Origin of the sequence: Alicyclobacillus hesperidum subsp. aegles, assembly GCF_027923525.1 — a bacterium.
Taxonomy (GTDB): domain Bacteria; phylum Bacillota; class Bacilli; order Alicyclobacillales; family Alicyclobacillaceae; genus Alicyclobacillus; species Alicyclobacillus aegles.
Map to the genome: position 1 here is coordinate 159556 of NZ_BSBJ01000072.1, position 22611 is coordinate 182166.

The 22611-nt window shown below is 50.7% G+C and carries 17 protein-coding genes, 2 tRNA genes and 1 pseudogene; 18 read left to right on the top strand and 2 right to left on the bottom strand.

The window, feature by feature from the left end; translation table 11 throughout:
• The first annotated feature begins 28 nt into the window (after positions 1-28).
• The 4 genes from QMF38_RS14300 to QMF38_RS14315 all read left to right on the top strand — a co-directional run bounded on the left by QMF38_RS14300 (position 29) and on the right by QMF38_RS14315 (position 5119).
• Positions 29-865: a flagellin N-terminal helical domain-containing protein gene (locus QMF38_RS14300; protein WP_281759826.1), complete on the top strand. Its 837-nt coding sequence runs from the start codon at positions 29-31 to the stop codon at positions 863-865.
• A gap of 64 nt (positions 866-929) precedes the next feature.
• Positions 930-2480 (top strand): flagellar filament capping protein FliD, encoded by a 1551-nt coding sequence (gene fliD / locus QMF38_RS14305; protein WP_281759827.1) that lies wholly within the window; start codon positions 930-932, stop codon positions 2478-2480.
• Complete coding sequence (locus QMF38_RS14310) at positions 2480-2827, top strand: hypothetical protein (RefSeq protein ID WP_281759828.1); 348 nt, start codon at positions 2480-2482, stop codon at positions 2825-2827. The genes fliD and QMF38_RS14310 overlap by 1 nt, the downstream gene beginning before the upstream one ends.
• Positions 2828-2836: 9 nt before the next feature.
• The gene (locus QMF38_RS14315) at positions 2837-5119 is read left to right on the top strand and encodes a glycosyltransferase (RefSeq protein ID WP_281759829.1); all 2283 of its coding nucleotides are present in this window, start codon (positions 2837-2839) and stop codon (positions 5117-5119) included.
• A 102-nt stretch (positions 5120-5221) separates the two neighbouring features.
• Here the strand turns inward: QMF38_RS14315 and QMF38_RS14320 are convergent, their stop codons facing one another.
• Positions 5222-6088, bottom strand: a complete 867-nt coding sequence (locus QMF38_RS14320) for a class I SAM-dependent methyltransferase (RefSeq protein ID WP_281759830.1) — start codon at positions 6086-6088, stop codon at positions 5222-5224.
• Positions 6089-6252: 164 nt separating this feature from the next.
• On the opposite strand from QMF38_RS14320, the gene hpf reads away from it, so the two are divergent.
• The 14 genes and pseudogenes from hpf to QMF38_RS14390 all read left to right on the top strand — a co-directional run bounded on the left by hpf (position 6253) and on the right by QMF38_RS14390 (position 20938).
• A complete protein-coding gene (gene hpf, locus QMF38_RS14325) occupies positions 6253-6798 on the top strand; it encodes a ribosome hibernation-promoting factor, HPF/YfiA family (RefSeq protein WP_058095611.1) in 546 nt (181 codons plus the stop codon).
• Positions 6799-7042: 244 nt separating this feature from the next.
• The gene (gene secA, locus QMF38_RS14330; RefSeq protein WP_281759831.1) at positions 7043-9433 is read left to right on the top strand and encodes a preprotein translocase subunit SecA; all 2391 of its coding nucleotides are present in this window, start codon (positions 7043-7045) and stop codon (positions 9431-9433) included.
• A 135-nt stretch (positions 9434-9568) separates the two neighbouring features.
• Positions 9569-10715, top strand: a protein-coding gene (gene prfB, locus QMF38_RS14335) for a peptide chain release factor 2 (RefSeq protein ID WP_281759832.1) whose coding sequence is annotated in 2 segments (ribosomal slippage) — positions 9569-9646 and positions 9648-10715 — 1146 coding nt in all. Because the reading frame shifts where the segments join, the coding sequence is not laid out codon by codon here.
• A 140-nt stretch (positions 10716-10855) separates the two neighbouring features.
• Positions 10856-12403, top strand: coding sequence for a glucose-6-phosphate dehydrogenase (zwf, locus tag QMF38_RS14340; protein ID WP_281759873.1), 1548 nt, complete (start codon positions 10856-10858; stop codon positions 12401-12403).
• Positions 12404-13048, top strand: coding sequence for a cyclase family protein (locus tag QMF38_RS14345; protein ID WP_281759833.1), 645 nt, complete (start codon positions 12404-12406; stop codon positions 13046-13048). It begins immediately after the preceding gene.
• A 139-nt stretch (positions 13049-13187) separates the two neighbouring features.
• A tRNA-Ile gene (locus QMF38_RS14350) sits at positions 13188-13264 on the top strand.
• Between the two features lie 26 nt (positions 13265-13290).
• Positions 13291-13364 (top strand) — tRNA-Gly (locus QMF38_RS14355).
• Between the two features lie 629 nt (positions 13365-13993).
• The gene (locus QMF38_RS14360; RefSeq protein ID WP_281759834.1) at positions 13994-14854 is read left to right on the top strand and encodes a hypothetical protein; all 861 of its coding nucleotides are present in this window, start codon (positions 13994-13996) and stop codon (positions 14852-14854) included.
• Between the two features lie 365 nt (positions 14855-15219).
• Positions 15220-16584, top strand: a complete 1365-nt coding sequence (locus QMF38_RS14365; protein WP_281759835.1) for a glycosyltransferase — start codon at positions 15220-15222, stop codon at positions 16582-16584.
• 492 nt (positions 16585-17076) lie between these two features.
• Complete coding sequence (tnpA, locus tag QMF38_RS14370) at positions 17077-17271, top strand: IS66 family insertion sequence element accessory protein TnpA (RefSeq protein ID WP_281759836.1); 195 nt, start codon at positions 17077-17079, stop codon at positions 17269-17271.
• A 123-nt stretch (positions 17272-17394) separates the two neighbouring features.
• Positions 17395-17757: pseudogene (gene tnpB, locus QMF38_RS14905) on the top strand (IS66 family insertion sequence element accessory protein TnpB).
• 200 nt (positions 17758-17957) lie between these two features.
• Positions 17958-18398 (top strand): IS66 family transposase zinc-finger binding domain-containing protein, encoded by a 441-nt coding sequence (locus tag QMF38_RS14380; RefSeq protein WP_281759838.1) that lies wholly within the window; start codon positions 17958-17960, stop codon positions 18396-18398.
• Between the two features lie 735 nt (positions 18399-19133).
• Complete coding sequence (locus tag QMF38_RS14385) at positions 19134-20066, top strand: alpha/beta hydrolase (RefSeq protein ID WP_281759839.1); 933 nt, start codon at positions 19134-19136, stop codon at positions 20064-20066.
• An 80-nt stretch (positions 20067-20146) separates the two neighbouring features.
• On the top strand, positions 20147-20938 hold the full coding sequence (locus tag QMF38_RS14390) for an SIMPL domain-containing protein (RefSeq protein ID WP_281759840.1): 792 nt from the start codon (positions 20147-20149) through the stop codon (positions 20936-20938).
• Positions 20939-21063: 125 nt separating this feature from the next.
• Here QMF38_RS14390 and pruA read toward each other — a convergent pair whose 3' ends face one another.
• Positions 21064-22611, bottom strand: coding sequence for an L-glutamate gamma-semialdehyde dehydrogenase (gene pruA / locus QMF38_RS14395; protein ID WP_281759841.1), 1548 nt, complete (start codon positions 22609-22611; stop codon positions 21064-21066).

Consider the following 22611-nt stretch of genomic DNA (forward strand, 5'->3'; position numbering starts at 1 on the left):
ACTTTTCATCCTTTGAGGAGGTCTTATCATGGCTCTTGATTTCAGTGTGAACAACAATGCATCCGCATCGAGTATTCTTTCGAATCTGTCCGCAGTCAATAACGCGCTCAACACCTCGTATACGCAATTGTCGACGGGTAACAAAATCAACAGTGCAGCAGATGATCCGGCGGGCTATGCCATTGCCCAGCAGATGACGGCGCAAGTCAACGCTTTGAACCAATCCGTGCAAAACGCGCAAAATGGCATCAGCATGCTTCAGACCGCGTCCGGCGCGATGAATCAGGTCAACAACATTCTTCAGACTATGAACACGTTGGCTGTAGAAGCGGCTAACGGAACAGAGAACAGCACAGATCTCTCGAACTTGAATCAAGAGATGGCTGCTCTGCAGAATCAGATCAACAATATTGCGTCCCAGACGAAATTTAATACGATGACGCTGCTTGATGGTTCTCTTGCAACCAGCGGCGTTACATTCCAGATCAACACCGACGGTACAACAAATTCTCAACTGAGTATTACCATTGCGTCTGTTAAGGTTGGTGCCTTGTTCGGAGGGACTATTAACATTACATCGCAAACGCTCGCGCAACAAGCCATCACTTCGATTCAAAATGCGATTACAAGCCTGTCTGCTTACCAGGCGAACGTAGGTGCTGTGGAAGACCAACTGAATTACACCGTGTCGAATCTGCAAAACACGGCGGAAAACCTGCAGAACGCTCAGTCCACCATTACCAACACAGACATGGCGCAGGCGTACACGCAGTTCAGCCAACAACAAGTGCTTCAACAGGTCGGTCTGGCAATGCTTTCACAAGCGGATCAGCAGCCGGACGCAATCCTCAAGCTGTTGCAATAAAATTGAGTCTGTCATCGGCCGATATGTATATCGGCCGATGGACCTTTGAAAGGGTGGATCTCCTGTGTCAATTTCATCAACCAGTTCCAACTCAATGGCTAACTTGCTTCAGCAGTTGAATACTCTGTCAAATCCAAGTGGGACAGGTTTGCCGGTGTCCCAGTATGCCCAAGATTTACAACGAATTTTGACGCAAGAATTAGAAACCCCCTCTAATAATGAATTGTCGCAATTAAGTTCACAACAAACCGCATTAACCGGGCTACAAACAGCCTTGCAGACATTTGAACAAGCTACCGAAACGTTATCCAGCTTGCAAAGTTGGAGTACAGTGACTGGAACATCGAGTGATCCAACTTCGTTCACGGTCACCGTGCAACCGGGTGCACAGCCAGCCATGTATTCCTTGCAAGTGACATCTCTGGCAAGCAGTCAAACATCGATTCAGAATCTCTCTTCACAATTCCAGACGAGTGCTGACGGTAGTTCGAACCTTTCTTCGGGTACCATTGTTCTCACAAACACTGTGAACAGCAGTAAGACGGCCACGATTAATGTGTCGACAGGGGAATCATTAAACGATATTGCAGCGGCCATCAACCAACAGACATCGACCACAGGTGTACAGGCTTCTGTGTTAACGAACGGGCAAAATCAATACTTTTTGTCGCTGTCATCGGTCAATACGGGAACGGCAAACGGATTTACCATCAGTGGAAGTTTAATCGGCAGTGGAACTGGCCAAATCCAATTCGCTACCACGAATGCGACGGATGCATCTATCACGCTTGACGGGCAAACCATGACGTCGTCGACCAACACGTTTCAGAACTATATTCCCAATGTAACAATCCAGGTGTCACAGACGATGTCGAGTGCCGGAACGCTCACACTTTCTACGGATGCAAGTGGAGCGGAGAAAGCTGTTCAGACGTGGATGACAGCATATAACACATTGATGGACACGATTAACAAGGACACTGCGTACACCCCGCCTTCGGCAGGGAGTTCGTCGACACAGGGAACCGCAGGGCCATTGTTTGGCGATCCGCTAGCCATGGATTTGTTGCGCCAATTACCGGCGGCTGTGAGCGCGTCGATATCGACGTCAAGTTCTGCAATTAACTCATTAGCGTCCATTGGTATCGTGATCGATCCTTCGAATGGACACTTGGAGTTTCAGTCTACTTCTGGTTTTTCCAGTGCAGCGGGAACCTTGCCTGATGGGCAAAGCATGTTTGAATCAGCTTTATCTTCCGATCCCACTGCAGTTCAACAGCTTTTCGGTGTCGTTTCCACGACCGCTAGCACGGCAATTCCACAATCCGGTGTGCTCGGAAATGTGTACAACCTGATGAATAACCTGCTTTTGGGGAATTCGAGTGGTAGTGGTACAAGTCCAATTGAGGGCGAGTTGAATGCCATTTCTGCACAGCAGACGAGCATTCAAAATTACTTAAACCTTGTTCAGCAGCAGATTACGAATCAAGTCAACAACTACACGAACCAGTTGAATCAGTTGAATTCTGTGATGGAACAAGCACAGGCGCAGATGAAACAAATCTCGGCCATGTTTGGAACGTCGGCGTCGTCCTCATCAGGTGGTATACTGTAATGCCGAATGTCATGCAATCTGAGGATGCCACAGCAGAACGACTTCGGGTGTTAGGGCAATTGGCGATTGACTTGTTGATGGAGCACAGGCTGCAGGAAGCCGTCGCGGTCATGATGACCCGGGGTAATATGCTTGCAGGTTGGTCGACTATCGATACTCGGAACATCAGAGATGGTGTTTTAGAAAGAATCCTAGACCAAACGAACCAAATTTTTGTGCTAGCAACCCGGTATCATGAGGAGATCTCGGAGCGACTACTAGCCCTGTTAGATGTTTCACCTGCCATGAAGGCCTATGCAAAGGTGCAGTTTATATCGTCAAGTCATTCAAAAGCGCAAATAAGATAGGAGATCAAGATGTTACTTTCAGCCTGCTTGATCACGAAGGACGAGGAATTGACTCTAGCGAGATGTCTAGATTCCCTTAAAGGTGTTGCTGATGAGATTATCGTGGTCGACACGGGTTCTCAAGATAAGACAGTTGAAATTGCACGTGCCTACGGTGCCAAAGTGTATTTTCATGAATGGGATGGCGACTTCGCCACGGCTCGAAATGCTGCGCTTGAGCGTGCATCGGGTGAGTACGTACTGGTGATAGATGCCGACGAGTTTTTGGATTCCGCGGATAAGTGTCATATTCGCGCTAAACTCTTGGAATCTAGGGCCGAAGGTTATTTCGTTGGCATCGTGAATTACATGGGGACTTCGGCGAGGTATCAGACTTCCTCTCCTGTTCAGGTACTCCGGATTTTTAAGAATGGATATCGATATTCAGGCTCGATTCATGAGCAAGTATTGCCGGCCGTGATAGAAAGCGGAGGTCGCATCGAGACACTAAATCTGCGAGTTCACCACTTGGGGTACCTGCATGAATTCGTTGTGTACAAGGGAAAGCCAGCGCGGAATATGGAACTTTTGCAAAGAGAACTGGACAAAGATCCGGATAGCTTGTTTCACATCTCTAATATGATGGCTGAGTGCATGCGTGTACAGAGCTATGAAGAGGTTGTGAAGCTTGGTAAGCATGGATTTGAGGTTTTCCAAAAGAACCCGAATCACGCTACTCACCTGCTTGCTCGGCTTTTGAAAATGTTGGTTGTGGCCCTATCGATGACGGGTGAAACGACCGAGGCTATCAAGTATGCGGAGCGGGGGGAAAATATCTTCCCGTACCTCCCTGATATCCGCATGGATCATGCACACGCGCTCATCGAAGTCGGTCGCATTGATGAGGCGTTGCCTATACTGCTTTACTGCAGGGAATTGGGGGATGTGAAGAATCCTTTGATTGACACGGTTCCCGGGCTAGGCAGCTTTCTTGCGGCCGCAGAATTGGGAAAGGCATGGCTGCTCTTAGGCGACACATTTTGTGCTACTGAATGGTATTTGACGAGTTTGCAAGAGAACGTTAGGCAGGAGAACATTGTCTGGTTTTTGGTAAATCTTCTACCTTTAGAACATGATTCAGTCCGCGTACGGTTGTACGATATATGCAAACAGGATTCTGTTTGTTTCGCGTATTTTGTTCAGGCGTGTGCCGTTCAAGGCGTGAAGGATTGGCACCATTGGATATCACAAATTCCACGTGGTCCACTGACAGAGACGCTGATCGAACGGTTGCATTGGATCGAAGCATTGACGGCATCCAAGCAATCTATGGATGTGTATACGAAATCGAATCCGTGTGCCGAAGCCCAGATATTACTGGGTTTATATTATCTGGAACACGGTGATACACAAGCAGCTCAAGAATGGCTGGCGAATACTGATTCGCGCGGCCAAATGATTCTCCAGTGGCTTTCAGACGGACATACCGAGGTTCAGATTGCAGACGTCTTGATGGAACTCATGCTTTTGCATGCTAGGAGATTACTAACCGCATGGTTGCCGAGAGCTGCGGATAAGTATACGGTACTCCCAACGATACTTGCCAGCCCCTTGCGTGATGTACTCATTGAGGTGGAGTGGGTAGGAGAACACGGGTGGGAGTGCGAATTTCGGGCAAACCGCGCTTTCCAACATGGCGATATTACGGAAAGCGTATCCTGGCTAGAGAAAGCGATGGAGTATCCACCCAGTGTACGTCGTGTTGTGATCGAAGCTGACATTGCGTTGGCTCACGGGAATGTGGAGCTTGCACGCAGTGTTGTAGAGCAGGGGGTAATGATCTTCCCGTCATCAGAACTGCTCAAACGAATTGCGAGCCAATTGGAAGTCCGTCAGCGTCGTGTAAAACAGATGGACGAATTGTTGCAATGGATCGAAGGAGATGAGGGCATGAATCCACATCGTGCATATCAGTCATCTGCATTGACCATGCCTTTGCAGGTTAAGCTTGTGAAACTTCACGAACGCGCAGTTGAGTGCGTGGAACAAATCCGTATTCTCAGTGAACAAGGAGAGATTATGGAGGCTCGTAAATACATTCAATATGTACAAGATATTATTACGTTCCTCAGAAGTAGTACGGATTGCTCGACAGAGGCCGGAAAGGCAGCGGACGCGTCGTACGCATTTTATTATAAAATGTTGGTTAAGTGGTATTTACAACCAAGACTTATTCCAGAAGAGATGGATTCTATGCGTTCATTTTGGGAATCCTGGATCGATACGTGGAAGAGCGTGACGCCTAAAGTGTGACAATGGCAGGCGTACTGAAAAATCATTGCTCTTCTGCTGAAATTAGAAATGCCGCTCGAAATTCGGGCGGCATTTCTTACTCCTATATTTTGCTGTCAATCCTCACGGGCGCTTTCCAATGGTAATCAGTTCAGAATTGGTGACATAACTCCATCGCCCAGAGTCCTGGTGCAACTCTGATATGAGCCTTTCGAATTCCTCATTTGTAATAAGTCTGTTTGCAATGATGTGCTCTTTACTTTCCATAAACTGTTGTATAGCCATCTGCGTGGCCATACCATCGTGTGAAACAAAGGAAAATTGCGCTTGTGGCAGTACAAGCGTATTCACGACTTGAAATCCATTGCTGTGCAGCATAATTGGAATCTTTCGGCCGATTATTCGGTCACCACCTCTTAGGGATTGCAATTTAGCAAAAAGGCTTCTCAGCTGTACGAAAGCAGTAGGCTCCTCGGGATATGTGATGGAGAGCTGGTCATCGATGTCTATGATGCAAACCAAACCACCCGGTCTAAGCACACGAAAAATTTCTTGCAACGCATGTTGCGGGTCTGATAAATGTTGGAATACAAAACGACTGACCACATAATCAAAGGTGTCGTTCGAATACGGGAGCTGGTACACATCGCCGACTTCACAAGTAACTTGTGAAAGCGGATGTAGCCCTTGTGACGCTTGAATATCCGCCAACATACTTGTGGCTAATTCGATGGCGGTCATGTCATGGTCCATTGCATGCACCACTACACCTGAGGAGGCAGCGATATCGAACGCTAATGCGCCGAAACCCGTTCCTAAATCCAGGACTTTCATCCCTTCTTGAATATGGAGAACAGGCAGTATGGCTCTTCGCGTGAGCGCGGTTTTCAGAGTTTGCTCCAGTAACCAGTGATGCGGCAGATCCCTTTGCTGTGTATAGGCTTGCCAAACTGAATCGATGGCTTGAAATCTATCATGTAAAGAGTTCAAAGTACTCATGCTCCTTTGTAAATCCTGCAGACACTGTAAGTTCGTCCACCTGCGTCGTTACTTGTCAGTATACAGGTGAAGCACCCTCTGAGGAATCAAATCTGACCATTCCTCTTTTCGGCCGTTAGGTCTATAATGTAGCCACCACGAAGGAGGAGTTGTCAATGAAGATTCAAGTTCATGGCGACAACATTTCTGTCACTTCGGCTCTTCAGGAATACGTGGACAAAAAGATTGGGCGTTTGACCCGGTATTTTGAGGGTGAGGCGGACAAGCAGATTCACGTAACGATGGCGGTTGAAGGAACGTACCACCGCGTTGAAATGACAGTGCACGTACATGGTGTCATCTTCCGAGCGGAAGAGAAGTCGCAAGACATGTACGCCTCCATTGATTTGGTCACAGATAAACTTGAAGAACAGGTTCATAGATATAAACAAAAACTGAATCGACGCTTTCGCGCTCGCGGCCTGCGCACACAAATCCGGCATCGTGGATGGTCTGACGATATCCTGGATGTAGATGAAGATTTGCGCGTCGTCCGCGTCAAGCGCTTTCCCATCAAGCCGATGGACGTCGAAGAGGCCATTATGCAGATGGATCTCCTTGGCCATGATTTCTTCGTTTTCACCAATGCCGAGACGGAAGAAGTCAATGTCGTGTACCGCCGTAAACGGGGCGATTACGGTCTCATCGAGCCACAAGGTTAATCGAGTTTGGCCTCGAGATGTGACTCTCGCGTGAGGCTATATCAGTGGCGTGAATGCTTTGCTTGACTACACTTTTAACAGCAAGGGGCTTCCCGCACCAGAAACATGGGGCCGGGAAGCCCCTTCTTACATAGAGGAATTTTGGGGAACATGGTGTCCTATTTCTTTATGTTGTGATATCCTGCATCGCTACGGTACAATCTTTAGATAGAAGTTGATCGCGATATGGGGGTGTAACCGTTCGGTGGGACTCCTCAAACAGGTCTTTAATTCGAACGAACGAGATATTGCCCGATTGCGCCGTAAGGTGGATCGGATTAATGCGCTCGAATCACAATTCGAGGCAATGACAGATGCGGAATTGCAAGCGATGACACCCGCGTTCCGGGAGCGGCTTGCCAACGGAGAAAAGTTGGACAATCTGTTGCCTGAGGCGTTCGCAGTCGTACGTGAGGCCGCCAAGCGCGTCTTTGGTCAGCGCCATTATGACGTGCAGCTGATGGGTGGCATGGTACTACACGAAGGCCGGGTGGCCGAGATGAAGACCGGTGAAGGTAAGACGCTGGTGGCGACCTTGCCTTCATACCTGAACGGGTTGACGGGAAACGGCGTGCACGTCGTTACGGTCAACGACTACTTGGCCAAACGCGATGCGGAATACACCGGTCAAGTGCACCGTTTCCTCGGCCTTACCGTCGGCTACAACGGACACGACATGACCCCGGCGCAGAAACGTGAAGCGTATATGGCCGACATCACGTACGGGACAAACAACGAGTTTGGGTTCGATTATCTGCGCGACAATATGGTGATGACACTCGACGACATGGTACAGCGCCGCCTACATTTCGCCATCGTCGACGAGGTGGACTCCATTCTTATCGACGAAGCAAGGACTCCCCTCATCATTTCCGGGCCGGCCGAGAAGTCCGCGGATCTTTACTTCCGCGCGGACCTGCTCGTGCGCCGCTTGAAGCCTGAGGAAGACTATGAAGTCGACGAGAAGATGCGTACCGCCAACCTAACCGACTCTGGCGTCCGCAAGGCAGAGTCTTACTTCGGCGTGAGCAATTTGTTCGATCCGGACAATGTCACGCTCATGCACCACATCACGCAGGCTCTGAAGGCGCACGGTCTCATGCACCGTGACAAAGACTATGTCGTGATGGGCGACGAGATTTGCATTGTCGACGAGTTCACCGGTCGTCTGATGGAAGGCCGGCGTTACAGCGAAGGTCTGCACCAGGCCATCGAGGCCAAGGAAGGCGTCCGCGTCCAAAACGAGTCGAAGACCTTAGCCACCATCACGTTGCAAAACTACTTCCGCATGTACGAGAAGTTATCCGGCATGACGGGTACAGCGAAGACGGAGGAAAAAGAGTTCGTCGAAATTTACGGTATGGATGTCGTCGTTATCCCGACGAACCGACCTCTTGCCCGCAAAGACCTGGGCGATGTCATCTACAAAACGGAGCGCGCCAAGTTCAATGCGGTTGTCAACGACGTCGTGGAGCGACATCGCGTCGGGCAACCTGTCCTCGTAGGTACGACTTCCATCGAGAAGTCGGAGATCGTATCGCACCTTCTGCACCAGCGTGGTATCCCGCACCAAGTGCTGAATGCGAAGCACCATGCGCGTGAAGCGGAGATCGTCGCACTTGCAGGCCAGCGCGGTATGGTCACCATTGCCACCAACATGGCAGGGCGCGGTACCGATATTCTGCTCGGCGAAGGTGTGCCGGAATTGGGTGGCTTGCACATCATTGGCACGGAGCGGCATGAGAGCCGGCGTATCGACAATCAGCTGCGCGGTCGTGCAGGGCGCCAGGGAGATCCCGGTTCATCACAGTTCTTTCTGTCGCTTGAAGACGATTTGCTGCGTCTATTTGGTTCCGAGAACATTCGCCGCCTGATGGATCGCCTTGGTCTCGAAGAAGATCAACCGATTGAGCACAAGATGTTGACTGGCGCCATGGAGCGTGCACAGAAAAAGGTCGAAGGTAATAACTACGATCTGCGCAAACACGTCCTCCGCTACGACGACGTGTTGAATAAACAGCGCGAGGTGATTTATCGCCAGCGCCGCCAGATTCTTGAGCGTGACAACCTACGTGAAGTCGTCGAGGGGATGTTAGACGATCTCGTCGATCACATGCTTGAGGTCTATTGCTCCGAAGAGCAAATTCCTGAGGATTGGGACATTCCGGCGCTGATTCAGTATGCGGAAAACCATTTCCTCTTACCAGGGCAGGTCGACGAATCATCGCTGCGCAAGCTCGATCGCGATGAAATCAAGGCCCATTTGCTCGAACTGGCAAAATCCAACTATGATGCGCGCGAGGAAGAGCTACAAGGCTTTTTGCGCGAGCTTGAACGGGTCGTCTTGTTGCGCGCTGTCGACTCCAAATGGATGGATCACATCGACGCGATGGATCAGTTCCGGCAAGGCGTCCATCTGCGTTCATATGGCCAGGCCGACCCTCTGGTGATTTACCAGAAGGAAGGCTTCGAGATGTTCGAGGCGATGATCCATTCCATCGAAGAAGAGGTTGTGCTTTACGTCTTCAAGGCGACGTTGCAGGCGGCACCACAACCGATTCAGGCGCATGGTGCAGTGCCTGTGCAGGGCGGTTGAGTCCGTCGTCCCTCGAAAGGCGCAGCGTCGCTGCGCCTTCTTGTTTTGGAGAGGTAAATGGATGAAGCGTGTCACAGAGTTATGGGTGTCTTTGATACAATACCTTGGGAAAATTACGCGAGGAGTGACGAGTTCATGGCAGAGACGTTTGGCGAGCTTCGCCAAGACTTAAAGACAATGGCCACCAGGTTGGCGGATTTCGGGAGGTCTCTTTGACGTCCCTAATAAGGAAAACCGTATTGCGACGCTTGAGTCGCTGATGGCCGAACCAACCTTTTGGGATGATCAAGAAAAGGCGCAAAAGATCATCGGTGAGATGAATGCACTCAAGTCGGTCGTCGACAAGATGAACGAGCTGACAAGTTTGCATGCCGATGCAGAAGTCGCCTTGCAACTTGCCCAAGAAGAGAACGACATGGACTTGTTCGCCGAGGCGAACACGATGGCTGAGAAGCTGAAGGACGGCATCGATTCGTTCGAGCTCCAGTTAATGCTGTCGGGTGATTACGATGCCAACAATGCCATCGTCGAATTGCATCCAGGTGCAGGTGGCACGGAATCTCAGGACTGGGCATCCATCCTGCTTCGCATGTACACGCGCTGGGCGGAAGACCATGGGTACAAGGTTGAGGTCTTGGATTATCTGCCCGGTGACGAGGCTGGTATCAAAAGTGTGACGTTGCGGATTAAAGGCCATAACGCGTACGGCTATCTGAAAGCGGAAAAAGGTGTCCACCGCCTTGTGCGTATCTCGCCGTTTGACGCCTCCGGGCGCCGCCATACGTCGTTTGCGTCGGTCGATGTCATCCCTGAGATCGCAGAGGATGACACGACGATTGAAATTCGTCCGGAAGAATTGCGGATCGATACGTATAGGTCAACGGGGGCAGGTGGGCAGCACGTCAATACGACCGACTCAGCCGTGCGGATCACGCACCTACCGACAGGTATCGTCGTCAGTTGCCAGAGCGAGCGTTCACAGATTCAAAACCGCGCCGTTGCAATGGAATTGTTGAAGGCGCGTCTGGCTGCCAAGCGCCAGGAGGAGCGCGAGGCGGAACTCGCCGAACTGCGCGGAGAGCAAAAGGAAATCGCATGGGGCAGTCAGATTCGCTCCTACGTGTTCCATCCGTACTCGCTCGTCAAGGATCACCGCACGAACCAGGAGGTTGGCAACGTTCAGGCTGTCGTCGATGGTTTGCTCGATCCGTTTATTCACGCGTACCTGCGATGGCAGCTCGCGCGCGAACAGGCACGCGAGTCAGGCCATGCCGCGCAATAAGTCATAAACATTGGCTACGAGTCAAAAACTAATGCCAAGTCGGCATCATTTGCCGCTTGGCATCTGTATGATCGCAATCGCTTGATGTACAATGAGTCCCGGAATATATACAAGAGATTGGGGAAGTGGTTGGAGTGGAGATGGAGAACAACACTCGTCAATTGCCGCCGCACGTCTTTGTCCTATTCGGTGCCACGGGCGACCTCGCCCATCGTAAACTGTTTCCGGCTTTATACCAGCTTGAGAAGAAGGGCCTCATGCCAGAAGGGCTGAGCATCGTCGGCACGGCGCGCCGCGACTACACGACGGAAGCGTTCCGCGATGAAGTACATAAGGCGCTCGTCTCCTTCGTGAAGGAAGGTGTGGAAGACGACGTCTGGTCGCGTTTTATGGCGCGTGTCTTTTATGTTCCAGGCAATGTCGACAACGAGGACGACTTCCGCAAGTTGCATCAGTTTGTTCTCGACATTGAAAGCAAGAAAGACCACGGCGGCAATCGCTTGTTCTATCTGTCGATGGCGCCGCGTTTCTTTGGTGAAACGGCGTTGTATCTGAAGAAGGTTGGCCTTGCCGATACGAAAGGCTGGCGCCGCCTGATTATCGAGAAGCCATTTGGCCACGACTACAAGTCGGCAGCCGAATTGAACGACCAGCTCTCGAGTGCCTTCGCGGAAGAAGAGATTTACCGTATCGATCACTACCTTGGTAAAGAAATGGTGCAGAATATCGAGGTCATTCGCTTTGCCAACTCGATGTTCGAGCCACTTTGGGACAACCGTTCCATCGCCTCGGTACAGATCACCTCGAGTGAGACGGTCGGCGTTGAGGATAGGGCATCGTACTACGAGACGTCAGGCGCGTTGCGTGACATGGTGCAAAACCACATGCTGCAAATGGTCATGATGACCGCCATGGAGCCGCCTAGCCGCTTGCACACGGAAGCTATCCGCGACGAAAAGGTGAAGGTGTTGCGTTCCTTGCGCGCGTACAAGGAAGATGAAGTCGGCCAGTATGTCGTACGCGGTCAGTATACGGCTGGCGAGATCGGCGGCAAGGCAGTTCCGGGTTACTTGGAAGAGCCAGGCGTTGCTCCGGATTCCAAGACCGAAACCTTTGTTGCGGCAAAGCTGTTCATCGACAACTTCCGTTGGGCGGGCGTGCCATTCTACATTCGTACCGGCAAGCGGATGCCGGTGAAGTCGACCGAGATCGTCATCCAGTTCCGCAACATGCCGAAGCACCTGTACTTTAACCAGGACGGCAATCTCGGTCCGAACCTGCTCGTCATTCGGATCAATCCGGTGGAAGGCATGTACATGCAGATGAACGTCAAGCGCCCAGGTACAGACAACGTCGTCGTGCCGATTGCCATGGAATTCAGCCAATCGGCAGATAAGTCACCGGAGGCCTATGAGCGCTTGTTGCACGATGCAATGCATGGCGATTCAACGTTCTTCACGCGCTGGGACGAAGTATCCCTGGCATGGAAGTTTGTCGACCCCATCGCACACGCGTTTGCCAACAACACGGTACCGTTGCACACCTATAAAGCTGGTGAATGGGGACCAAAGGCTGCGCATGATCTCGTCAAGGAGCAGCCGGGTCTGTGGTGGCCTCTTTACGGTAATGAGTCGCCGATGGATAACCTTGAGCATGCGACCGGTCACCCGGTGGAGGTGAAACGGTAAATGGCGAAGTTCTATGATATCAGCATGCTGATCCATGCTGATATGCAGGTGTACAAGAATAAGGACGAAAAGCGTCCACAGTTCGAGACGACATCCGACTTCACGACTGGCAGTGCGCACGAGACGCGTTTGCATCTCGATGCGCACACCGGTACGCACATAGATGCGGAACTGCACATGGTTCCGAATGGAAAGACCATTGAGGCTATCGGGTTGGAGAAACTGATTCGGTCCTGCCGCGTGATCGACCTAACGTCGGTCACCGGAGGTATTTCGAAGGCGGATTTGGAGCCGCACAATCCGCAGGCAGGCGAGTTTTTGCTGTTCAAGACGCGTAACTCATTCGAGGAGACGTTCAACTTCGAATTTATCTACTTGGCTGCGGATGGTGCCGAGTACTTGGCGAGTATCGGGGTTGGCGGTGTTGGCATCGATGGGCTTGGCGTCGAGCGCGCGCAACCGAATCATGAGACGCACGTGTCGCTTCTGTCGAAGGACATCGTGATTTTGGAAGGCTTGCGCCTGAAGGACGTCCCGGCAGGTCGTTATTTCATGGTTGCGTTACCTTTGAAATTGACGGGGATTGACGCAGCACCTGCGCGTGTCGTGTTGTTTGAGGGCGTGCCGGAGATTACATTTGCATGAGCGACAAGTGTCGAGAGTCACGTGTTGTAAGCGGGGGCTTTATGCCGACTCTTGCCAGTGTGAACAGAATTTCGATTAAGTTGTGAGTAATGGGCGTGACAAGCCGGTGTGGCTATGCTATAATAAGCATTGTCGCACCGGGCCCATAGCTCAGTTGGTTAGAGCGGCCGGCTCATAACCGGTTGGTCCTAGGTTCGAGTCCTAGTGGGCCCACCAGTGAGAACTGTGGATTAACAGTATATGCGGGTGTAGTTCAATGGTAGAACTCCAGCCTTCCAAGCTGGTAGCGTGGGTTCGATTCCCATCACCCGCTCCATAGGTCTATAGAAAGAATTAAGGCCGTTGCCCGGTGTGAGGTAGCGGCCTTTGCGGTATGGTTACGAACTTTAGTGCATTTCTACTTAGAAACTTTAACTATATAAGCTGATATCCCGTCTATAGTATCCAATTTGTATCATCAAGGGGATTAAGTGTCATTTGGTCTTTACTATAGTCGTTAAGACCTCATACAAGTATGTTTACAACGACGCTGGACGATGTATTGGAGCAACGCATGAAAGTATTTTGAGTTGGGCCGAGCGTTCTCAGTTCCATATCAAAGTTTAATTACAATGCCCTAGATTGCGACTGTGGCGCTTCTTAGCCTTGGTCTGTTTATTAGCTTCCAGTAGTGCATTCACACTGAAGTGTCACGATTGTTTGAAATTGTTTGCATTGAAATGTTGTGTCTCACTAGGAATTTGGTAGTGATGGTTAGCGTGTCACGAAGCGGGTGCGTATCGGTATAATTGTGGCACCGAGCCCTACTTTGCCGCTCGTTATGGTGGTTGCCATGAAAAGGCGTGCATTAGCCTCATTCAAACGAAATTCGACGTAGGCGAGTTGCGCCTTTTTAAGTATGCTTAGTGCTGTAAATAAAAATCTATAACTTTGGGGGCCGAGAAGTTGCGTATTATACATACTCTTCCATTGATGGTGCGGTTGGCATCTCAAAATCAGGATGTTGAAATGTTAAAGACATGTCTGTCTACATTGGGTAAGTCTGAGGAGAACAACGTCGTTATTTATAACCAAGGTATCTTGTCGAACCATGATATTCAGCTCCTAGCGGCGCAGACTGGTGTTAAGGTGGATATCATAGGTGACGGGTTGAATGTTGGTATTCCCGAATCCAGACAGGCTATGTTCGAACATATATGGGATAGGTACCCGTCCATTCCTTATATATCAGAGATACACGTGGATATGGCGTTTCCGAAAGATTGGTACGTTGAATTGATAGATTTCTTGGAACGAACAGATGAACCTATGGTCTGCCCTGGTATTGTAACGCAAAACGGCTCAATGGAGCCTGATGGTGTGCACGGAATTGACTTGAGAGAGCTCTCTACCGAATTGCTTCTTCAGTTGTTGCGTAGTTTGCAACAAGATAAAGTTGCCCTGGGCTTTGTTCATCCAGTGATTCATAAGGCGGAAGTCTTAAAAGCGGTTGGTGGTTATGATACAGGTTTTTTAACGGGGAAACAGGGGTTTGAGGATGATAGCCTTCTGCTCGGCTATTTGTACTACATGGGGATTCGTACGGCTTGGCGTCCCAAGTGTGTTTTGAAGTCGAGAGTCTATCACGCGTATATGGCTCAACGAAAGCACTTAGAGAACATCCATGGCGAGTTGCAAAGAAATCTAAGTGGGCTATTTAACCAATATGGCGCCTATGGATTTAAGCACCTGAATGACATACATCCCGACAAAGACTTTTTCGAAACGCTGTATCAGCAAGTGAAGGTGTCATGGAAAAATACATAAGGTAGGTGTGATAAAACACAATGGTGACAGATGGCGTGGTGTGGGAAGGGCCTCAAATGGTCAATAGCAGTCTGGCATTGGTCAATCGATATTTGTGCTTAGAACTCATTCGTAGAGGTGTCCCACTTTCTGTAATCCCAACGCAACGTGACACATTACCGGATGACTGGTTTCAGGGTGCTACTTCGTTGAGATCCTGCTATGAAGCGAGTTGCACAGCGAATTGTATACACGTTCGACAGCAATGGCCACCAGTTTTAAAACCGTCGAATGCCCGGATCCAAATCTTTTTTCAGCCTTGGGAGTATGGGCCTATACCTGAGGATTGGGTATCATTTATACGTACGCACGTGCATGAGGTCTGGGTGAATAGTAAATATACAGAGCTCGGTTATTTGAGGTCAGGTATTCCTCAAGAGATGATATTCAGTTTTCCACTTGGAGTTGATACCGACATATTTAAGGTAGATGGTCCAATATATCCATTAGAAACTAGTAAAAAGTTCAAGTTCCTTTTTGTTGGAGGAACAATTTTTAGAAAAGGTATTGATAAGGTCCTTGAAGCATATATAACGGCGTTCAAGCCGAGCGACGATGTTTGCCTCGTAGTGAAGGATTTTGGAACTAGGACCTTTTACGCAGGGCAGACGTACCACGAAAAAATTTTGGAAGCCTCTCTAGATCCGAATTTACCCGAGATACTCTATATCGATGATGAGTTAGCGCCAAATGAGATGGCTGCATTGTACCGAGCTTGTGATTGTCTTGTGCATCCATATCGCGGTGAAGGTTTTGGCTTACCTATTCTGGAGGCTATGGCATGCGGCATTCCGCCCATCATTCCTGACTTGGGTCCTGCGGTTGAGTTCACATCGCCGAAATGTAGTTATCGTGTCAAATCGAAAGCCACCACTTTTTCGAACGCTGGTGACCTTAGGACCGCTCTTCCAGCAGAAATTATTGATACTGACGTGCCATGCTTGGTGAAAACCATGAAGTCTATTGTTCAACATCAGGAATTGAATCGTGCAGTTAGCCTCGAAGCTGCTCAGCATGCTAAGCAGTTTACTTGGAGTGCCATAGGGGATATCGTGCATCACCGACTGATGGGGCTGCAGGCGAAAATGACAAGTACCACGGATGCGACTCAATCAGGTTCCTTCAGGGAACTAGCAAAGCGTTCGCTAAGGATTTTAGAACGAAGATATAAAACGGATTTGGTTTCATTTGACACATATGCACCGATTTTACTTAAAGGATTGCACGAGCACGCTCATGTTTTGGACGTCGGTACGGAAAATTGTTCATGGGTAGAAATCATGCAGTATCATGGCGCTTCGGTCATGCAAACGGAACCTTCCGCACTTGTGCAATTGATAGATGAAGCCCCTTGTCACAAACGTCATATGGAGAAATTTGACGTTGTGTTTTTGCGAAATGTCATAGAAAAGTTTCAGCCAGATACATGTCTGGCAATCTTTCTGGCTCTGTTATCTCGAATGAGTTATCGAGGACGTATCTTCATTGTGACAACCGATAGTGAGAACTCGGCAGTAATGTCCCAAGTGTTTTGGACCAACCCAGCGAACGTACGATTATATCCGGCAAGTCTTATAACAAATCTGCTTATAGAGGCCGGATTCCGAGTGGCGGCTGCCGGTAAGATGCCGGGAGGCGTTGACAGCCTGGTATTTGGCTCCCGTTTATCGGACGACAATCCATTCTCATAAGCGATATACTACTTGGGCAAGGTAAAGTAGCCTTGTTACAGGGAGTTGACCTGTATTACGTCTGTTACGCCATGGCGATCTGTTCCCAGAGGAGATATGATAATTTAAGGCTGTTTTCGTAAAGATTGTTGCTATGCGACAAGAGCACGTGTTCTTCGTTAAAAATAGTCGGCTCTTTGAGCAAAGTTTTAAATTGAGCCACAATCTTTACTTCAACAGCCGAAAATAATCGGGTTTATTGATGTCTAAAAGCAACAAACTTTGCGAAATGAGCCTAATTTAAAAAGAGGTTGTTCTGCAATCCAGTGACGCTGCCCAGATCTACGGCCGTATCTAGACACCGGAAGATCCACCAGTACTGTGTGCCGACCACGGTATGGCGGAACATATTGTGCTCCGATACATTGTCTTTAAGCGTCAATTCAACCCCACATGGCGTTGGCCCTCCCGCTGCTTGAAAATGTCCTCATCAAGCCACGGGAGGGTTCTTGTATGCGAGATCACATGTCTAAGCAAGAGCGCCGTGAACTTTGGCGCGAGCGCATCTCCGCCTTCTACGACAGCGGTCTGTCCGCTGCCCAGTTCTGCGCCGAACACGCTCTAAACCTCACCAGTTCTGGTACTGGGCTCGGTGCTTTCGGTATGAAGCGTCGCATGGCGTCATTCCGGCCTTTGTCTCGGTTGTGACTGACGACGCTCAAACGACCACAGCATCCATCACCCTTCGCGTTGGAAAGGTCGAAATCGACGTGAGGCTCGGCTAGAACTACGCCTACAGGCGGAGCTTGTCCACATGCTTGTGATGCGGCCGTGCTAAGCGCCGACTTCACCCAGGCATATCACGCCTACCCTGCCTGTAGGCCTACGGATATGCGCAAGTCCATCGACGGACTCGCGGCCTTGGTCCAGGTGTCGTTTCAGCTTGACCCGTTTTCGCCTTGCTTGTTTGTCTTCTGTAAACGGCAGCGGGACAAGCTCAAAATCCTGCACTAGTTTCACAACGGGTTTTGGCTCTACTTCCGACGCTTAGAGCGCGGCCGGTTCGCTTGGCCGGAAGTCAAGGATGCGAAAACGCTCATCATCAAGCGCTGGGAGTTGAACTGGTTATTATACGGCCTGCCCCTCGAACAACCGAAAGTGTATCGAGCCGTTCACGCGCGCTCCGCCATTTGAGGGTACAACAGAGGATTCCGATCCGCGGTATCGAATGCGTAAGGCATGTCCAACACAAACGGAACCGTCACGATCCAACAACAAGAATATGACATCCTCAAGGCTTTGGAGGTTCAAAATGCGCAACTGCGCCAGCAAGTGGGGGACCTGGAGGGGCAGGTGCGTTTGCTGCGCCACCGTTTATTTGGTGCATCGAGCGAGTGCCGGACGAAAGTGTCCTCCACGCGGACGGTGTGCAGCTTTCGCTCTTTAACGAAGCCGAGGTAGAGGTCGACTCCTCCCCTGTCGAGGAGCCCGAGGCCGAGACGGAAGTCATCACGTATGAGCAGAAGAAGCCCCAACCTAATAAGGCACGGGAGGTTTGGCTGTGGGCGCGTCCGGCAGATGAAGTTGTGGAATACCGCCTGCCAGAGGATGAGCAAGTGTGCCCGACGTGTGCGGGCAAACTGCGCGAGATGAGCCGGGAAGTGTCGCGACGAGTGAAGATCATCCCGGCGCAGATGCGGACGGTCGAGTACGTACGGTATGTGTACGCGTGTCGGCACTGCGAAACCCATGATACGGAGACGCCTGTGTTGCGTGCGCCGATACCTAAGCCGGTTCAGGCGACGAGCATGGCGACGCCGGAGGCCGTGGTGTAGGTGATGACGAAGAAAGTCGTGGTCGGGATGCCCCTGTACCGGAAGAAGTAGCAATTTGTGCGGCACGGATACCCGCTGTCTCGGCAAACGCTCCCGAATTGGGTCGTGTATGCCGCCGGGACGTGGCTTGGGGGCAGGCGCTATGTGTAAAATGATCTACGTTTATGGAATGTAATGTAATACATGGACGGTTTGGAGTTTGTCGATGATCGCTCGCTTGGAATGGGATTCTAAGTCACAGTTCATGTTACTGCGAACGGTTTTGTGTTCCCTATATCTTGTGAATCTGAGCGTTTTCAGACCCAAATGTATGGTACGATCGCAAGAGTGGATAGGCACAAGGTGGAGGGAGCCAATGGTCTGTGTCTGCCATTTCCATGTTTACGGAAGCGGAAGAGTTACTCTTAAATAACCGCTTACGCTAACTTTTTCCTAGTTGGAATCCAAGCTCCTTTCCTCAACTAGGTTGGGAAAATAACTGTGGGCCTTTTTGGAAAGTTGGTTAGTGAACACTGGGGTTACGCTTGTACCTATTTATATCTAATAGAAAAAGATAGAGGGGCACGTTCCAGACGGTCCAAAATGACCTTCCACCGACCTCTAAGCCATCGCCTGAGAAATGATCATCTCGGTCGTGTCCAACGTTTCGAAAGTTCCGTGAATCCAATTGTACTCGTTCGCCCTGTCAATACCCAAGAAGCGGTCGCGTGGCCTTGAGTCGAGGGGGCAGCACTCATGTCCGTAGAGTTTGTTATCAACTCGGATGACGGGGCCCGCCTTTTTGGGCGCATCTGGGCTCCGGAAGATCGAACAGCACCGCGTGCCGTTGTGCAAATTGCCCACGGTATGGCGGAACATATTGCGCGCTACGATACATTCTCTCAGTTCCTGGCCAGTCAAGGCATTGTCGTCTATGGACACGATCATCGTGGCCATGGTCAGACCGGTATGGAGCTTGGATTACTTGGCTATTTCGCCGATCGCGATGGGTTCGAAGCTGTTGTGAGGGACATCGAGGCGGTAACCAAGCGGATTGAAGGCGATTACCCGGGAGTTCCTATCTTTCTATTTGGGCACAGCATGGGCTCGTCGTTATCGCTCCGTTACGTTCAACATTACGGAAAACGGCTAGCAGGCCTAATCCTTTGCGGGTCAGGGTGGTTTTCCAAGGCAACACTTACGCTGGCTTCGTGGCTTGCGGCACGTGAGGTGGCGAAGCGGGGGCGCAGGGAACCGAGTCCCTTTCTGCATCGGCTGACCTTTGGTGGTTTCAACAAGGCGTTTCGCCCTAATCGAACTGACATGGATTGGCTCAGTCGAAATACAGCACAAGTTGACGCATATTTGGCAGATCCTTTCTGCGGGCATGTGCACACAGCTGGTTTTTTCCACGATTATTTCTTGGGGTTGCGAGTTTTAGAGAAACCTGAACAGATGGCTCGCATCCCTCGGGAACTTCCGGTACTCCTCATTTCCGGCACGCGCGATCCGGTGGGGAACTTTGGCCGTGGTGTGCAAAGGTTAACTGCAGTGTTGAAGCGCGCGGGTGTATGGGATGTCGAAAACAAGTTATATACCGACGCTCGCCACGAGCTTTTAAACGAGATTGGCTATGAACAAGTTTACGCTGATATTTATGCTTGGATAGAGAAACACCTGAATCAATGACTTCGTTTGTCACGTTCTGCCCATGCCCTTCGTCAAACAAGTATAGATTCATACTGTTCTGACGAAAGGGTGCTGTCGATATGAGAAAATGGATGAAAAAGATGGGCGATGTGCAGGGGAGAGGTTGGCCTTCGCGAGCTTTTATCGCGATCGGCGCTGGGATTGCTCTCCTGGGAGCTTCGACGGGCACAGCATGGGCCATGGGTGCGCCCGCTACGAGTACAAATACGGCAGACGTGTTGGCACCCAACACCATCACGGTTGAAGGCGTTGCGACGCTGCCAATACCAGATCCGGTGACCGACATCACCTATGCGATGACCATCAGCGATTCGTCGGTTGCAGCGGAAATGAAGGATGTGGCGATGCTTAAACAACACGTGCAAAGCATATTAAAGCACGATGGCATTGCCAACGGGAATATTCAGTTCACAACACCATCGTTTAGCGAGGGCAATTCCGGCACGCAGATGAATCTGCAATTGAATGTTATCGTGCCCAGCGCCGGGCAAGTTTCGAACGTGATCGCCAGTTTGGGAAGTTACAGTCCGAGTTTCTTGCAAAACAACTTTATGAGTGATCAGGTGGTACCCCTCAACCCGGATGCGCTATGGCCAAAGCTTTATCAGGCGGCTTTGGACAATGCACACGCTCAAGCAGTGACCTTGGCAAACGAGGCGGGTGTGCAACTTGAATCTGTCAACGCGATTTCTACAGTCACGTCCAGTGGCGGCGTGCAACCACTTACCGGTCCATATCCAACAAGTCCGTCCGTTCCTGGTCTGCAACTTGTGTATAACAACGGGAATCAAGCGGGTGAAGTTATGGCCGAGCTGTATGTGACGTATTCAATCAGTTCGTCAAATGCGTAGTCCATCATTGGTGGAGTTTTAGATCAAGTAAAAGTTGCGAAGATGAGCGTGTCATCATGTATGATCAGCTCGGAAGGCGGCCCTAAGGTCGCCTTCCACGGTGCAAGGTTGAGGGGATTGAAGCATCATAACCGCTCTGACACAGCCTTCGCCTGCGTGAATTGCAACAGATAGTCGTGGCCGCCGGCCTTGGAGTCGGTGCCAGACATGTTAAATCCACCAAACGGATGCACGCCGACAAGTGCGCCGGTTGACTTGCGATTAAAGTACAGATTGCCCACTTGGAAGTTGTTGCGGGCATACTCCAAATGATCTCGATCCCGACTGAACACCGAACCGGTGAGTCCATAATCGGTTCCGTTGGCAATGTCGATGGCCTCTTCAAACGTACGTGCCTTGATCAGCGCCAGCACAGGTCCGAAGATTTCCTCTTGAGCGATACGCGCCGTTGGCTGGACATCTCCAAAGATGGTCGGCTCAATGAAATATCCTTGTTCGCTCGCTGGTTTGCCACCACACAGCAACGTGCCTTCGCCCTGGCCGACTTCGATATACGACATCACCTTTTGAAAGGCGCCTTCGTCAATCACCGGACCGACGTGGCTATCCTGGCTTTCCGCATCGCCAACGCGCAAATCCCTCGTGATAGCGAGCAAGCGTTCCACCATCTCGTCGTAAATCGACTCGTGCAAAATGGCCCGACTGCACGCAGAGCATTTTTGTCCCGCGAAATAAAATGCTGAAGCGACAATTTGCCGGGCGGCATCGTCGAGATCGGCATGTTCGTCGACGACGATGGCGTCTTTGCCGCCCATCTCCGCGATCACGCGTTTCAACCAAATTTGCCCCGGTTGTACTTTCGCTGCCCGCTCATAGATTCGGCAACCGATGCGGCGTGATCCGGTGAACGAGATGAATCGCGTCTGCGGGTGATCCACCAGCGTTTCGCCGACCGTCTCACCCGCACCGGGCACAAACTGAATGACACCAGCTGGGACGCCAGCCTCTTTCATGATCTCCATAAATTTTGCGGCAATCACAGGTGTTTGCATGGCTGGCTTTAAGACCACGGTGTTGCCCGAAACGATGGCTGACGTGGTCATACCCGTCAGAATGGCGAGTGGGAAATTCCACGGCGTGATAATGGCGCCCACGCCCAGCGGAATGTAGTAGAGTTCATTGTCTTCTTCGCGAATGCGGGTAAGTGGCTGGGGCTCGCCGAGTCGCATGGCTTCACGTGCATAGAACTCCAGAAAGTCAATTGCCTCTGCCGTATCTGCGTCCGCCTCTGCCCACGTCTTGCCAGCCTCCAAAATCATCGTCGCTGACAGTTCAAATTTGCGTCGGCGCATGATTGCTGCTGCCTTAAACAGATAACGCGCCCGCTCTGCAAACGTCTTTTTGCTCCACGACACAAAAGCGCGCGTTGCCCCTGCGATCGCCTGTTCGGCATGTTGGCTGGTTCCTTCGTATACGCGACCCACAACTTGGTCTTTCCGCGAGGGATTTACAGAATCGATCACCGCGGTCGTCGTGATCGATTCGCCGTCGATGTAAAGTGGATAGATGATATCTTGTTCACGTTTGACTGCTTCAAGGGCAGCAAGCATCTGTGACCGAACGTCAGGATTGGAAAAATCACTGAATGGTTCGTTCCGAAATGCAGGCAACAT